This is a genomic window from Acinetobacter sp. ANC 4218, assembly GCF_002135245.1.
Taxonomy (GTDB): domain Bacteria; phylum Pseudomonadota; class Gammaproteobacteria; order Pseudomonadales; family Moraxellaceae; genus Acinetobacter.
Genome location: NZ_NEGD01000002.1, coordinates 201,302 through 214,656, shown reverse-complemented (window position 1 = coordinate 214,656; position 13,355 = coordinate 201,302). Strand labels below are relative to the sequence as shown.

Below are 13,355 nucleotides of genomic sequence, written 5' to 3'. Positions count from 1 at the left end.
AGCTAAAGATTAAGATGACCGTATATAACAAATTAAAGATAGCCATTTTAGCCATTATTGCTTCGCAGAATATTCATGCGATTACTATTGATCCTATTCAAGTTCAATCTGCAGCAGGTGAATTATTGTATGCGGAAATGAATTTTCGCAATGCTGATCCTCATGCACAAATCCAGGCCAGCCTGGCTGATGCAGAAGATATCGCAACTTTAGGCGCTGTCTATCATGCTCCCGGACATCTCAATTTCTTTACCCGTCGCGATAGCTCGGGCAATGGTGTCATTACCATTACCTCATCACGCCCCTTAACGGATGCTGAATTGAACATTATTGTTAAAATTCAGGAAGGTAATGCGACACGTTTACAGCATATCAAGACCCCTCTGAAGCGCAGCCAGATAAATACTCAGGTACGGGTCTCAGGCAATGAAAAACCTTTAATGCCTATCACCATTGTGAATGAAAAAGATATTGCCTTACAACTGCCTGAAAGTACGCAATTTCGGATTGAAAAACCACAAACGGCACTACCGCAATCATTTGAAGCACCATTAATGGTACATAAAGCGGCACCGCCGATTTTAAATAGTACCTCTGCTGCACCCGTCGTCATTGCAGCAATGGCGACACCATCTGCCCAGCCGGTTCAGACTCCACAAAATGCGCCACTCAAAACCAAGAGTTCCATTGCAGCACAACGTTTGACAAAAAATGAAGCGAAAATTTCAGCTAACTCAAACAACTCGAATAATAATGTCTCCACAGACCCGTTAGTCCGACTATATGCAGCATCTGCACATCAACATGTGGCTAAAGCAAAAGTAACGGCAGAACCTGTAGCAGCCGCTGCGCCAAAAGCCAAATCAGAAACAGCGCCTACACCATCACCTCAGCCTGCGGCTACAGCACCAGCCAACCAGCATGTAGTGCAATCGAATGAGTCACTGTGGGCAATTGCCTCACGTGTGGCCACTGAGCAAAATCGTCCGATTGGCGAAGTCATGAAACAAATCAAGGCCAATAATGAACATGCCTTTATTCAAGGTGATGTGAACCGTTTACGCCGTGGTGCCGCTTTGAATTTAAATACTGTGACCAGCCCTAAAGAAGAGCAAAAAGCAAAAGTTGCCCATTTAGCCCAAGCCCCTTCCAAACCGTCCAATCAGTCGGCTAAAGCCAAATATCGCTTGAATCAGGCAGAAATGAGCCTGGTTGCAGAGAAAGAACAAGATTCAGCCAGCGGTTCTGCCAAAAAGAACACAGAAAAAAGGCAAACTTCAAATGAATTATCATTAAAAGTTATGACATCGCGTGAAAAAACCGTTAAATTACAGAGAAACGTAACACAGTTAGAATTGGCATTGCGTAACAAGGATCACAGAATTCAATTATTAAATACTCGTCTTGCCCAATTGCAGCAACAATTGAAAGCACAACAAGTACAGAAAAAGCCAACGCACTAAGGGTGTTATACAATTTGATTTTTTAGGATGGGTTTCATGGATAAAAACTCAATCCTACAAGGGGTAACAACATGCTGCTTTATGTGATTCCGTTTATATTGTTATTAGTGATCGCAGTTGTATTAAAAAAGCGCGAGGCAAGTAAACAAACAGAACAAACACCAAAGACGAAAAGCAAAAAAGTCACTTCAACCAAAAAGTCACCGCAAAAAACTCAAATTGTGGAAAGCTCGGTTGTTGCAAAGAAAAAAACCACCCCTTTAGCTGCCGATGTCCGCAGTAAAATTGAAGCCCTGATTCACGAAAAGAACTTTTTCTCGGCCGAAGCACAGATTAATCAGGCTTTAAATAAGGACAATTCACAGCATGAGTTGTATTTGCTGTTGCTGGACATTCACATCTTGCAAAAAGATGAATTTGCCATCAGCCAGCTGATTAATCACCTGCGCTCATTAGAACTGGATGATTTTTTAGAACAGGCACTTGCTAAAAAAGCAGCACATGAAAAACAAACACTAGGTTCTAAAGATACCATTGAGTTTAAGCCATCATCAACTGTTGCTAAAGCAGCTGAACCAGCGGTTGTAGAAACAAAAAATACGGCTGCTTTTGATGCTTTAATGAGTGATGCTGCACCCGCTGCAACAAAAAATGATCTTGCCTTTGATCAGTTACAGCAGGAATCGCGTTCGGCTCAGCCGGAAGTCGTTAAGGAAATCAAACCTCTTGATTTCAATTCTGCATCTTTAAATACAGCAGAAATAACAGCTACTCCGGTGGAAGAAATCAAACCCCTTAATTTCAGCAGTCTATCTCTGGATTCAGCGGCAGAAGCAGCAACTGCACCAGCTGAAGAAATCAAGCCTTTAGATTTTACTAACTTTAAGCTTGATCCTGCACCTGTGGCAGAAACCAAGCCGGAAGCTGCCCCAGTTCAAGAAATTCAGCCTCTGGATTTCTCATTTAGTTTAGACACTGCAACAACCGGGCAAGCAGAAACAGAGAAAGCTGCTAGCATTGAACCTACTGTAGAAGAAAAACCTGAATTTAATTTTGATTTTTCCGTTGCAGAAACTCCAGTAGCTGAAACAAAAGTTGCAACTGAAGAAATTACGCCAAGCCTGGAACTGGACTTTAATTTAGAGCCTGCAAGCACGGTTGAAGAGCCAGCTGTAGAAGTAGCGCCAGCAAAAGCCGCAGGCCTAAACTTTGATATTAGCAATATCAGCTCATCTGCAGCCAAAGCAGATAAAAATGATCCATTGGTTCAGTCCTTCCCCGAACTGATTGAAGTCAATGAAATTAACCTGAATCTAGAACTGGCACAGCAATATATCCAGCTTGGTGCGTTCGAATCAGCACGTGAATTACTGGCAGAGCAAGAAGCTGGCTATACACCTGAACAACGCCAACAGGCAGATCATTTACGCAATCAAATAGCATCTTAAGCAATTTCGATCTACTATAAAGCAGTCATCCTTGGCTGCTTTTTTTATGATGAAAAAAATAGCGTTAATCTATATGGGCGGTACATTTGGCTGTATTGGTGATCCACTCAGCCCTATGCCAGCTGAGCAATTTATTCCGAAACTGCAACATGTTCTCCCTCTCGATCAGCAGATCGAATGTTTTGTTGCACCAGTCATTCAGGACAGTAGTGCTTGTACAGCCACAGACTGGCTAAAACTGGTTCAATCTATTCAACAACTTCAGTTACAGCAGTTTGAGCATTTTGTGGTTATTCATGGTACCGACACCCTCAGTTATGCTAGTGCGGTGCTGTCACGCTTTCTGGGTCAATCCGCGCATGTGGTCATGACCGGCAGCCAGTACCCCCTGTTAAATACTGCGGGAGACAATACCCGTGAATTTACTGATGCCATTGATAATTTAAACTTTGCCCTGGACTGTGTAGTTAAATATCCGGTGGGAGTTTATTTAGCCTTTCATCATCATTTAGTACATGCACAGACGGCATTAAAAATCCATACCACAGAACTGGATGCCTTTAGCGGTAAAAACGCAGCGGAACCCATTTCCCACAGCTCCATCTATATAGTTCATGACAATGATCTCCAAAAGGCAGCGAGGTTTAACTGTTTAAGCCTGATGATGCAACCGCTGGATTTGGCTCAGCAAATTGCCAATCTGCAAACCATTTGCCAAGTACCGCCAAACTGCCTGATTTTACAAGGTTTCGGCACAGGCAACCTGGCTGTGAATAAACCATTCATTGCTTGCATTCAAAAACTGCAACAAGCAGGCTGTGCCGTAATTCTCACCACTCAGGTGCCTTTTGGTGGTATTGATCAGCGTTATGCCATCAGCCAATGGATCCAGCAGACCCATATTCTTCTGAATGACTGTTTGGGACATGCAGATCTTTATGCAAAAGCGCTGAAAATGTATTTACAATACGACGCTGTAGACCAATGGCAGGCACATTGGCATGATCACGTGTAATTTGAGGTAAGTATGCAACGTTTTGCAGTCGGTATTGAGTTTTGTGGCATTCGATATAGAGGTTGGCAAACTCAACAGCCTGGCGTTCCAAGCGTGCAGGAAACCATTGAAAAAGTACTGAGCAAAATTGCCGATGAACCGATCATCTTACATGGTGCGGGTCGTACCGATGCCGGGGTCCATGCCACCAATATGGTCGCGCATTTTGATACTAATGCTATTCGCCCGATTCGTGGCTGGCTGATGGGGGCAAACAGTCAGCTTCCTAAAGATATCGCCTTCCAGTGGATCAAGGAAATGGACAGCGATTTCCATGCCCGCTTTAAAGCTCAGGCACGCCGCTATCGCTATGTCGTCTATAACAATCCGCAGCGCCCTGCGCTTCTGCATAAACAGGTCACGCATGCCTACTATCCGCTGGATGTGGAGAAGATGATTGCTGCGGCGAAAAAATTTGAAGGCACGCATAATTTTGAAAGTTTCCGTGCCGCAGCCTGCCAGTCCAATCAGCCGGTTCGGCATGTCAAACATTGTCGCCTCATTCAACATGGCTGTTATCTGGTGTTAGATATTCAGGCAGATGGCTTCTTGCACCATATGGTACGCAACATTATGGGCTGTTTACTGGAAATCGGTCAGGGCATGTATGAAGTTGACCATATTGACCATATTTTTGCCGCTGAAGATCGTAAAGCAGCAGGAATTACCGCACCACCGGATGGCTTGTATTTTATCCACGCTGATTATCCGGAACAGTTTGATCTGCCGAAAATGCCATTAGGCCCGCATTGGCTGAATATGCCGGAATAAGAAATCCCTCCCAACCTCCCTTTTTTAAAGGGAGGAGTTCCCCTCCTTTATTAAAGGAGGGGTTAGGGGAGGATTCAAAAATTACCGCTGCTTCCTTTTTCGGTATTCCACTGGCGTTTCATTGGTCCAGCGTTTAAAGGCCCGATAAAAAGTGCTCGGCTCGGAAAATCCGGTCAGATACACAATCCGTTCCACGCTTTCTGCCGTATTGGCCAAAAGCTTTTTCGCCAATCGACAGCGATAATCCGAAAGAATTTGCTGGAAACTGGTATTGGCTTCACTCAGCTGCGTTCGTAAACGGCGCGGCGTGATATTTAGATGTGTGGCTACGGTTTCCAAAGTGGTTTCGCCACTTTCTAAAGTCGAACCAATCGCGCGGCGCACTTCACCGACCAGATCATAACGTGCCAACTCCTGCAGCTTTTCAATCGCCAGTTGCTCATGTAACTGCAATAGCTCTGGCTCTGCTTGCCATAACTGGTAATCTAAAATTGCAGGATCGAAATATAAACGGGTTTCTTTTTGCCCTAAGCTGACTGGACATTCATAGACCCGGAAATATTCATCATCAGGTGCACCCTGACTGAAATTAAAATCGATATAAATCGGCTGAAAACGACCTTCGGTAATAAACTTGAAAAAACGCAATACGCCGGATAGTGCACATTCGGAAAAATGCCGATTAACGATATTTTCGCCCCAAGGTTGCTCACCATTGGTCAAATAGCAACGGTCATCTTCAATCACCAGTTTGGCATGGAAAGCATCACTAATCAGGCGCTGATAAGCCAGTGCACGTTTGAGGCCTTCACCAAAGTTTTCACTGGAAATAAACAGGTGCTCAATCACCTGCCCCCGGTATAAAGGCAGGTGTTCACCCAAATGCAAACCAATATCGGGATCTTTACTGACCTCTTCCGCAGCCACCCAAAACGCATATTGAGCACTAAGCGGGGTACGGTCATTGGTTTCGACCTGATTTAAGGCCACACCAGCTTTCATTAAAATTTCTTCAGTTGGCAAACCTGCACGACGGATGGCTTGATAACCCAATCGTAAAACAACTGATGCATCAGTTAGCTGACCCACGCAAAGACCTTCCTTGTATGTTCTTCATTTATACTTAAAAAGATTGATTTTAGATTAACTGCGATTGACCAAACTGACAACATGACAATAGGCTTTTTTACAGAAAATCTGTATACGGAGGGTTCGCTTATTTAACTGACAGATGAACGAGCAAAGCCGCATTGCGCCTTGTTTTATGCAAAAAAATTGACTATAATTTGCGCCTTTCCAATTTATTCATTCAGGTAGGCTATGGCCAATAAAGAGGAACTCATCGAGTTCGAAGGCGTTGTCACCGAGACGCTTCCTAATACTATGTTCCGTGTACGTTTAGAAAACGGTCACGAAGTGATTGCCCACATCTCTGGTAAAATGCGTAAACACTATATTCGTATTTTAACCGGCGACAGTGTGAAAGTAGAAATGACACCTTACGATTTGACCAAGGGTCGTATTACTTACCGTGCACGCTAAGTTTTAGCGAAAGCATGAAAGCCACCTTTGAGTGGCTTTTTTATTGCCTTCAGTTTTTATTATTCAATAAAATAATTTGACACGGTTTGATCATTTAACGACTATAATTTAATTAAAATTAAACAGATATGCTAAAAAAGATGAAAATAAAATATTTAACCCTATTTTCCTGCCTGATGCTCGCAGCATGTGAAACAGGTGGTTCTCATCATCTTAACCAGTCTCTACAACAATATGTTGGTCAAACTGCAGCACAAGTTCGTAGCCAGCTTGACCTGAATAAAATGGGATTTAAAACCACTCAAGAGCCCACTCAGACAGCAGAATTGCTCAGCTATACCATTGTTCGTGATATGAATATTCCAATGGGCACGCCCAATATTAGTCACAGTATTTCGATGGGTGCACCGATGCCTACCCCTTCAAATGGTGGCTACAATATCAAGATGGAATGTCAGGTAGGATTTAACCTGAAAGACGAAATAGTTCAATCCATTCGCTATACTGGTAGAGCTTGCTAATTGCCAAGAGGGTCTATATCAGATTGAATAAGGGCTTAGCATCATGGCTACACCTCTCTGTACCGTGTATCAAATCACAACAGTATTTCTGCCTGCAATTTGCTTAACTTAAACTGATTTTATTTGGTGTGAGGACAACTCATGAAATTCACACTGATTTTAGGATACTTTACGGTTTTTAGTTTACTCACTGCATGCACGACAACATCCACGACAACCGCTATGCAGCGTGATGCCTATTTACAGCAATTCATCGGGCAGACCAGTCAAAGCATTCAAGCTAAGCTGGATTTGAACAGCATAGGTTACCAGCAGGTGTTAGCGCCTGTCGCGAATGATCAGACGCTTACTTATACCGTCATTCGTCCCGTCACCATTCCGGTACCGATGGTACAGAACCCTACCGATATCGATGCAGGTCATATCCCTATACAAGTTACACCCCGAGCACAAAGCTATGATATCAACTTGCAATGTAAAATTATCTATCGCCTAGAACACAACATTGCCACATCGGTTCATTACACTGGCCATACCTGTTAAAACACTCTGAAAAGCCATAAAAAAACGCAGCTCATGGCTGCGTTTTTTCTGTCAGGCGAACTTAGTTCAATGCAGTAACCACTGCTTGACCCATTTCAACTGTACCTACCTGAGTATTGCCTTCTGACATGATATCGCCAGTACGTAAACCCTGATCCAGTACATTGCCTACCGCATCTTCAATGGCTTGCGCTGCGGCTTCTTCACGGAAGGTATAACGCAGCATCATTGCTACAGAAAGAATGGTCGCTAACGGATTGGCAATGTTTTGGCCTGCAATGTCTGGTGCTGAACCATGACATGGCTCATACATGCCTTTACCATTTTCATCCAGTGATGCAGATGGCAACATGCCAATAGAGCCTGTAAGCATCGCTGCTTCATCAGACAGGATATCACCAAACAAGTTACCGGTTACGATCACGTCAAACTGTTTAGGCGCACGTACCAATTGCATTGCTGCATTGTCGACATACATGTGCGACAGGTTAATTTCTGGATATTGTTCAGCATGTAACTGGGTTACGGTTTGCTTCCACAATTCAGTCACTTCAAGTACGTTGGCTTTATCGACTGAACAGACTTTGCCACCACGAAGTTTCGCCATTTCAAACGCCACTTTGGCAATACGTTTGATTTCTGACTCTTTATAAACGTCAGTGTTGAAGCCTTGTTTCTCACCATTTTCCAGTTCACGGATACCACGTGGCTGACCGAAGTAGATACCACCAGTGAGTTCACGCACAATCAGGATATCCAGACCAGAAACGATTTCAGGCTTTAAACTTGAAGCACCGGCAAGTTGTGGGTAAAGAATTGCAGGACGCAAGTTTGCAAATAAATTCAATTCAGAACGGATTTTCAATAAACCACGTTCAGGACGGATTGAACGTTCAATCGTATCCCATTTTGGACCACCGACAGCACCGAGCAGGATTGCATACGCACGTTTTGCCTGTTCTGCCGTAACGGCAGGGTACGGTTCGCCATGTGCATCAATCGCTGCACCACCCAATAAACCCTGTTCCCAAGTCAAACCCAGATTGAATTTTTCATTCACGCGTGCAAGCACCTGTTCAGCTGCTTTTACGATTTCAGGACCAATACCATCACCTGGTAAAATCAAAATATGTTTTGACATGAGTGTTTCCATTTATGAAGTCGATAGATTAAATCGACGGGATTTTAAATTTTCTTTTCCACAAACTCGCCCAGACCGGTCAAGGCATTATAGGGTCTGCAGAAACGTCGGATTGTCTTGTGTTCTTGCAGGAGATCTACACATAAGGGTTCAGGTGCAGATACATTCAGCAAGCTGCCCTGCTGTTTGTTGCGTTCACGGTACATTTTAAAAATGTAACGCTGCTTCGGCTTAAACTTGTGAAAAACATGAAGGGTTTCGGCACGATCCTTGGAAATCGGATAAAAGCGGATCACCAGTTCATGTTGCCCGGGAGGGATTGAAAGATATAACGCATTCGGCTGACTTAAGGAATTCGCCTGTAAACGTAAAATACCCGATTCAACCGCAGCACTATTCACACGGCGCTGTGCTGCATCAATAATTTGAATTTTGTTTAAACGTTCAAATTCACAGTTTGCAGTACCCGCACAGTAAATTAAGGCATTTGTTTTGCTACTTTCAGTTTCTTTTACATGTTTAATTCGTACTGTATCAATACTTTGGCATGCACTTAAGGATGCGGCCATAAGACCCAGTACAGCAAGCTGACCGTAAACTTTTGTCATTGTTCGAGCCCAACCCTCACCAAATAAAGCCAACTAAATATTTTTATGGATCTGATATTAGCAAGAGTTAGGCTGCGATACTACTAGCGCTGAAAATTCAAGCAACTAACCGTGAATTTCCTGAAATACCCACGGACGTGACTGTTTGGTCTTTTCTTCATAAGCGCGAATATCATCTGCAGCTTGTAAAGTTAAGCCAATATCATCCAGACCATTTAACAGGCAGTGTTTACGGAACGGATCGACTTCAAATTTAAACGCTTGACCCGATGGTGTACGCACTTCCTGCGCTTCCAGGTCGATGGTTAACTGATAACCTTCTGTCGCAGCACATTCCTTAAATAACTGATCGACGATCTCTTCAGACAAGATCACTGGCAACATGCCGTTTTTAAAGCTGTTGTTGAAGAAAATGTCGGCATAGCTTGGTGCAATCACGGTACGGAAACCGTATTCGTTTAACGCCCATGGCGCATGCTCACGGCTAGAACCACAACCGAAGTTGGCACGAGAAATCAACACTGTCGCGCCTTGATAACGCGGTTGGTTCAAAACGAAATCAGGATTCTTTGGACGTTTTGAATTGTCCTGGCCCGGGTAGCCTTCATCCAGATAACGCAATTCATCAAATAAGTTTTCACCAAAACCGGTACGTTTGATCGATTTCAAAAACTGCTTTGGAATAATTAAATCTGTATCGACATTGGCACGGTCTAATGGTGCAACGATACCTTGTTCAACGGTATATTTTTTCATGTCATTTGCTCCTTTAGCCGAAATTAAAACGTACGTACGTCAACGAAATGACCGGCAATCGCTGCAGCAGCTGCCATCGCAGGACTCACCAAGTGCGTACGACCGCCATTGCCCTGACGACCTTCGAAGTTACGGTTAGAAGTTGAGGCACAGTGCTCGCCCGGTTGCAATTTGTCTGCATTCATCGCCAAACACATTGAACAGCCCGGTTCACGCCATTCAAAACCAGCTTCCAAGAATACTTTATCCAAGCCTTCAGCTTCAGCCTGCTGTTTTACCAAACCAGAACCCGGAACCACCATCGCCTGTTTGATTGAAGCAGCTACTTTACGGCCTTTAATCACTTCAGCGGCAGCGCGAATATCTTCAATCCGCGAGTTGGTGCAAGAACCGATAAATACGCGGTCCAACTGAATGTCTGCCAATGCCTGACCGGCATTTAAACCCATATATTGATAAGCACGGGTCCAGTCATTACGTTGCACGTCATCTTTGGCCTGTTCCAACGTTGGAACCGCTTGGGACACCGGAATCACCATTTCAGGAGAAGTTCCCCAAGACACTTGCGGTTCAATTTCTTCACCTTGCAACACCACGACGGTATCGAAATGCGCGCCCTCATCAGAGTGCAAAGTATTCCAATAGGCTACAGCAGCATCCCACTGCTCACCTTTCGGTGCATAGTTGCGGCCTTTCACGTATTCAATGGTTTTGTCATCGACAGCGACCATACCGACACGGGCACCGGCTTCAATCGCCATGTTACATACAGTCATACGGCCTTCAATCGACATGTCACGGAACACCTGACCACCGAATTCAATCGCGTGACCGGTACCGCCTGCAGTGCCGATTTTACCGATAATCGCCAAGACCACATCTTTCGGTGTAACACCCTGACCCAATTTACCGTCAACACGCACCAACATGTTCTTCATTTTCTTTTGAACCAGGCACTGGGTCGCCAATACATGTTCAACTTCTGAAGTCCCAATACCGTGCGCCAAACAGCCAAATGCACCATGAGTTGCCGTATGCGAGTCACCACACACCACAGTCATGCCCGGCAAAGTCAAACCTTGCTCAGGCCCAACCACGTGTGCGATCCCTTGGCGAATATCGTTAATATCAAATTCAACAATATTGAAAGTTTTACAGTTGTCATCCAGCGTTTGCACCTGAATACGTGAAGTATCATCTTCAATACCGGCAATACCCTGCTCACGCTCGGTTTTTGAAGTTGGCACATTATGGTCTGGCGTAGCTACATTGGCACTTAAACGCCAAGGTTGACGACCTGCAAGCTGCAAACCTTCAAAAGCTTGTGGTGAAGTTACTTCATGTAATAAATGACGGTCGATATAAAGTAAGGCTGAGCCATCATCGCGTTGTTTTACTAAATGGTCATCCCACAATTTATCATATAAAGTTTTTGCTTTTGGGGTATTGCCTGCCATGTCGACGCGCTCCATAGAACTGGGTAATGCTTTCATTAACTTCGATTATAACCACGTATTCACATAAATCTAATTTATCATTTTTATTAGTTTAAAAACTTTTTGGAATTAATTTTAACCTTATTAAAACCCTGACTTTTGGCAAAATTTTATCTCTTGGTTTTTAAACCACACGGCTATCTCCTTATGCTCAGACTTAACAAATCAGGTATATTTAAAGCGCCGTGCAAGGAATGATGCGGACTGGATTTAGCCCGACGGGTTTTCTTTCGCTACGATAAGCTGCTCAATTGCCCGGATGAGTTCTGCTTTCGCTGCACCACATTCGGCGGCAGCCTGATTTTCATCATTTTCATCATCGGCAATTTCATAGACCTGACTGCGTTTTTCCACAGCTTCCTCAAAAATATCAAGGAGGTATTTGATGTGTTTAATATCCATATGTTCACCCTGCCAGAAAAGTATCTCTAAACAAATATCTCTAGGCGATACCATTCCCCTGTTGTTGTATTGATGGTTCAGTTTAACCAGTTAAATAATTCACAAAACCGATTAAAAATATAAAAATGTTCGTTTTTACAAATTAAATAAGACTGATTATCATTTATTCATATCCCGAGGCAAAGATTGAGGAACAAACCATGGCTCATATTCAAAAATTTGTTAATAACAACCAGCGTATGTTCAAGAAAACCTTTAGCTATTACATTATGCACATCACCATTGCCATGTTGGTCGGTTATTTCGTCACAGGAAGTATCTGGATGGCAGTAACCCTCAGTTTGCTTGAGCCGACGATTCAGGCAATCGCATTCTTCTTCCATGAAAAAATCTGGGAAGCCAAGCCAGCTCAAAGACAGAATAGCAATAATAATATAGTCATCTAAACGCTGCATCGGCCCAAACTAGAGATCATGGCTTGTCCGCTTCCTCTTTATAATCACTCCATTCATATGGGGTGATTTTTTTATTTTTACCTTTTAAGTTCACATCTGTATACATTTTTTTTACGGTCTTTTTTAAGATGAAACGCCCCCTTTGTTATAAAAATATTTTATAATTACTTAACTTTAATATAACCAGATATCTCCCTATGAATCTTGCTGCCTTTGAAGCATTCATTAAAGTCATGGAAACCGGTTCTATTTCTATGGCCGCCGATTTATTGTTTATTACCCAGCCTGCTGTGACCAAACGAATTCATAGTCTTGAAGAATACTTTGGCGTGAAACTGTTTGAGTCTGCTGGTCGTGGTGTTCAGGCGACGCACGCTGCCCATTCCTTATTACCAAAAGTGAAAAACTGGCTCAATGAACTGGGCGATATTCACCATACCCTCAGTCACGAACAGGAACAGGTGCAAGGCAAACTTAAAATTGGCACCAGTCATCATATTGGCTTGCATCACCTGCCGCAGCACCTGCGCAATTATGTGCAAAAATTTCCTGACGTCACTTTAGATGTGCATTTTGTTGACTCGGAACAGGCGCATGAACAGGTACTGGCGGGTGACCTGGAGCTGGCCTTTTTAACCCTCCCACCGAAAGGTGATGAACGCTTGAGTTATGTGACCATCTGGAATGATCCACTAGTCTTTGTGGTGGCACCTTTTCATCCATTGGCGCAAAAAAAGCATTTGAGTCTGGAAGATTTGATTCAATATCCGAGCCTGTTGCCAGCCTCGCAAACCTATACCACGCAAATCACCTTGGCAGAGTTTGAAAAGCAAGGGGTTAAACCGAAAATCACCATGAGCAACAATCCACTTGAATCCATCCGCATGCTGGTTTCAATTGGTTTGGGATGGTCGGTATTACCGAAAACCCTGCTGAATCAGGATCTGCAAATGCTGGATATTAATGTGCAAATGCAACGTCAACTAGGCATGGTCTGGCATCCGGGGCGTACCCAGTCACGTGCCGTACAGGAATTGGTGGCCATGATGAAAAACTCCCATCTCAACTAAAACCAGCTCTAGTGCTGCATCTGCATGGATGCAGCATTTTGTTACCTTAATCCTCAGCACAGCGGCACAGCTTTCGAGTACTTTT

General features: G+C 43.7%; 15 protein-coding genes. 9 read left to right on the top strand and 6 right to left on the bottom strand.

Annotated features, from left to right (window positions below; genetic code table 11):
* Positions 1 to 14: 14 nt before the first annotated feature.
* The 4 genes from B9T38_RS02680 to truA all read left to right on the top strand — a co-directional run bounded on the left by B9T38_RS02680 (position 15) and on the right by truA (position 4,736).
* The gene (locus B9T38_RS02680; RefSeq protein ID WP_086195316.1) at positions 15 to 1,463 is read left to right on the top strand and encodes a type IV pilus assembly protein FimV; all 1,449 of its coding nucleotides are present in this window, start codon (positions 15 to 17) and stop codon (positions 1,461 to 1,463) included.
* Positions 1,464 to 1,534: 71 nt separating this feature from the next.
* Positions 1,535 to 2,911: a T4P machinery localization factor FimV gene (gene fimV / locus B9T38_RS02675; RefSeq protein ID WP_086195315.1), complete on the top strand. Its 1,377-nt coding sequence runs from the start codon at positions 1,535 to 1,537 to the stop codon at positions 2,909 to 2,911.
* 46 nt (positions 2,912 to 2,957) lie between these two features.
* On the top strand, positions 2,958 to 3,926 hold the full coding sequence (locus B9T38_RS02670; protein ID WP_086195423.1) for an asparaginase: 969 nt from the start codon (positions 2,958 to 2,960) through the stop codon (positions 3,924 to 3,926).
* A gap of 12 nt (positions 3,927 to 3,938) precedes the next feature.
* The gene (gene truA / locus B9T38_RS02665) at positions 3,939 to 4,736 is read left to right on the top strand and encodes a tRNA pseudouridine(38-40) synthase TruA (protein WP_086195314.1); all 798 of its coding nucleotides are present in this window, start codon (positions 3,939 to 3,941) and stop codon (positions 4,734 to 4,736) included.
* Positions 4,737 to 4,817: 81 nt separating this feature from the next.
* Here truA and B9T38_RS02660 read toward each other — a convergent pair whose 3' ends face one another.
* Positions 4,818 to 5,825 carry an AraC family transcriptional regulator gene (locus B9T38_RS02660; RefSeq protein ID WP_086195313.1) on the bottom strand — a complete coding sequence of 336 codons (1,008 nt, stop codon included), beginning with the start codon at positions 5,823 to 5,825 and terminating at the stop codon, positions 4,818 to 4,820.
* 231 nt (positions 5,826 to 6,056) lie between these two features.
* Between B9T38_RS02660 and infA the strand changes: the two genes are divergently transcribed.
* The 3 genes from infA to B9T38_RS02645 all read left to right on the top strand — a co-directional run bounded on the left by infA (position 6,057) and on the right by B9T38_RS02645 (position 7,342).
* A complete protein-coding gene (infA, locus tag B9T38_RS02655; RefSeq protein ID WP_001284370.1) occupies positions 6,057 to 6,278 on the top strand; it encodes a translation initiation factor IF-1 in 222 nt (73 codons plus the stop codon).
* Positions 6,279 to 6,418: 140 nt separating this feature from the next.
* On the top strand, positions 6,419 to 6,799 hold the full coding sequence (locus B9T38_RS02650) for a hypothetical protein (protein ID WP_086195312.1): 381 nt from the start codon (positions 6,419 to 6,421) through the stop codon (positions 6,797 to 6,799).
* Between the two features lie 141 nt (positions 6,800 to 6,940).
* Complete coding sequence (locus tag B9T38_RS02645; protein ID WP_086195311.1) at positions 6,941 to 7,342, top strand: hypothetical protein; 402 nt, start codon at positions 6,941 to 6,943, stop codon at positions 7,340 to 7,342.
* Positions 7,343 to 7,403: 61 nt separating this feature from the next.
* On the opposite strand, the gene leuB is transcribed toward B9T38_RS02645, so the two are convergent.
* The 5 genes from leuB to B9T38_RS02620 all read right to left on the bottom strand — a co-directional run bounded on the left by leuB (position 7,404) and on the right by B9T38_RS02620 (position 11,745).
* Positions 7,404 to 8,483 (bottom strand): 3-isopropylmalate dehydrogenase, encoded by a 1,080-nt coding sequence (leuB, locus tag B9T38_RS02640; RefSeq protein WP_086195310.1) that lies wholly within the window; start codon positions 8,481 to 8,483, stop codon positions 7,404 to 7,406.
* A 44-nt stretch (positions 8,484 to 8,527) separates the two neighbouring features.
* Entirely contained in the window at positions 8,528 to 9,091 is a 564-nt protein-coding gene (locus B9T38_RS02635; RefSeq protein WP_086195309.1) for a hypothetical protein, read from the bottom strand.
* A gap of 105 nt (positions 9,092 to 9,196) precedes the next feature.
* Positions 9,197 to 9,847 (bottom strand): 3-isopropylmalate dehydratase small subunit, encoded by a 651-nt coding sequence (gene leuD / locus B9T38_RS02630; protein ID WP_086195308.1) that lies wholly within the window; start codon positions 9,845 to 9,847, stop codon positions 9,197 to 9,199.
* A gap of 23 nt (positions 9,848 to 9,870) precedes the next feature.
* The gene (gene leuC / locus B9T38_RS02625; RefSeq protein ID WP_086195307.1) at positions 9,871 to 11,304 is read right to left on the bottom strand and encodes a 3-isopropylmalate dehydratase large subunit; all 1,434 of its coding nucleotides are present in this window, start codon (positions 11,302 to 11,304) and stop codon (positions 9,871 to 9,873) included.
* A 249-nt stretch (positions 11,305 to 11,553) separates the two neighbouring features.
* A complete protein-coding gene (locus tag B9T38_RS02620; protein WP_086195306.1) occupies positions 11,554 to 11,745 on the bottom strand; it encodes a hypothetical protein in 192 nt (63 codons plus the stop codon).
* A gap of 200 nt (positions 11,746 to 11,945) precedes the next feature.
* Between B9T38_RS02620 and B9T38_RS02615 the strand changes: the two genes are divergently transcribed.
* A complete protein-coding gene (locus B9T38_RS02615; protein ID WP_086195305.1) occupies positions 11,946 to 12,191 on the top strand; it encodes a DUF2061 domain-containing protein in 246 nt (81 codons plus the stop codon).
* A gap of 206 nt (positions 12,192 to 12,397) precedes the next feature.
* Positions 12,398 to 13,270, top strand: a complete 873-nt coding sequence (locus B9T38_RS02610) for a LysR family transcriptional regulator (RefSeq protein ID WP_086195304.1) — start codon at positions 12,398 to 12,400, stop codon at positions 13,268 to 13,270.
* Positions 13,271 to 13,355: the final 85 nt, after the last annotated feature.

Bases quoted from the DNA above. Each gene is read 5' to 3' on its own strand.
- leuC (WP_086195307.1), bottom strand. From the start codon at position 11,304: ATGGCAGGCAATACCCCAAAAGCAAAAACTTTATATGATAAATTGTGG.
- B9T38_RS02635 (WP_086195309.1), bottom strand. From the start codon at position 9,091: ATGACAAAAGTTTACGGTCAGCTTGCTGTACTGGGTCTTATGGCCGCA.
- B9T38_RS02650 (WP_086195312.1), top strand. From the start codon at position 6,419: ATGAAAATAAAATATTTAACCCTATTTTCCTGCCTGATGCTCGCAGCA.
- truA (WP_086195314.1), top strand. From the start codon at position 3,939: ATGCAACGTTTTGCAGTCGGTATTGAGTTTTGTGGCATTCGATATAGA.
- infA (WP_001284370.1), top strand. From the start codon at position 6,057: ATGGCCAATAAAGAGGAACTCATCGAGTTCGAAGGCGTTGTCACCGAG.
- B9T38_RS02670 (WP_086195423.1), top strand. From the start codon at position 2,958: ATGATGAAAAAAATAGCGTTAATCTATATGGGCGGTACATTTGGCTGT.
- B9T38_RS02645 (WP_086195311.1), top strand. From the start codon at position 6,941: ATGAAATTCACACTGATTTTAGGATACTTTACGGTTTTTAGTTTACTC.
- leuD (WP_086195308.1), bottom strand. From the start codon at position 9,847: ATGAAAAAATATACCGTTGAACAAGGTATCGTTGCACCATTAGACCGT.
- fimV (WP_086195315.1), top strand. From the start codon at position 1,535: ATGCTGCTTTATGTGATTCCGTTTATATTGTTATTAGTGATCGCAGTT.
- B9T38_RS02610 (WP_086195304.1), top strand. From the start codon at position 12,398: ATGAATCTTGCTGCCTTTGAAGCATTCATTAAAGTCATGGAAACCGGT.
- B9T38_RS02620 (WP_086195306.1), bottom strand. From the start codon at position 11,745: ATGGATATTAAACACATCAAATACCTCCTTGATATTTTTGAGGAAGCT.
- B9T38_RS02615 (WP_086195305.1), top strand. From the start codon at position 11,946: ATGGCTCATATTCAAAAATTTGTTAATAACAACCAGCGTATGTTCAAG.
- B9T38_RS02680 (WP_086195316.1), top strand. From the start codon at position 15: ATGACCGTATATAACAAATTAAAGATAGCCATTTTAGCCATTATTGCT.
- leuB (WP_086195310.1), bottom strand. From the start codon at position 8,483: ATGTCAAAACATATTTTGATTTTACCAGGTGATGGTATTGGTCCTGAA.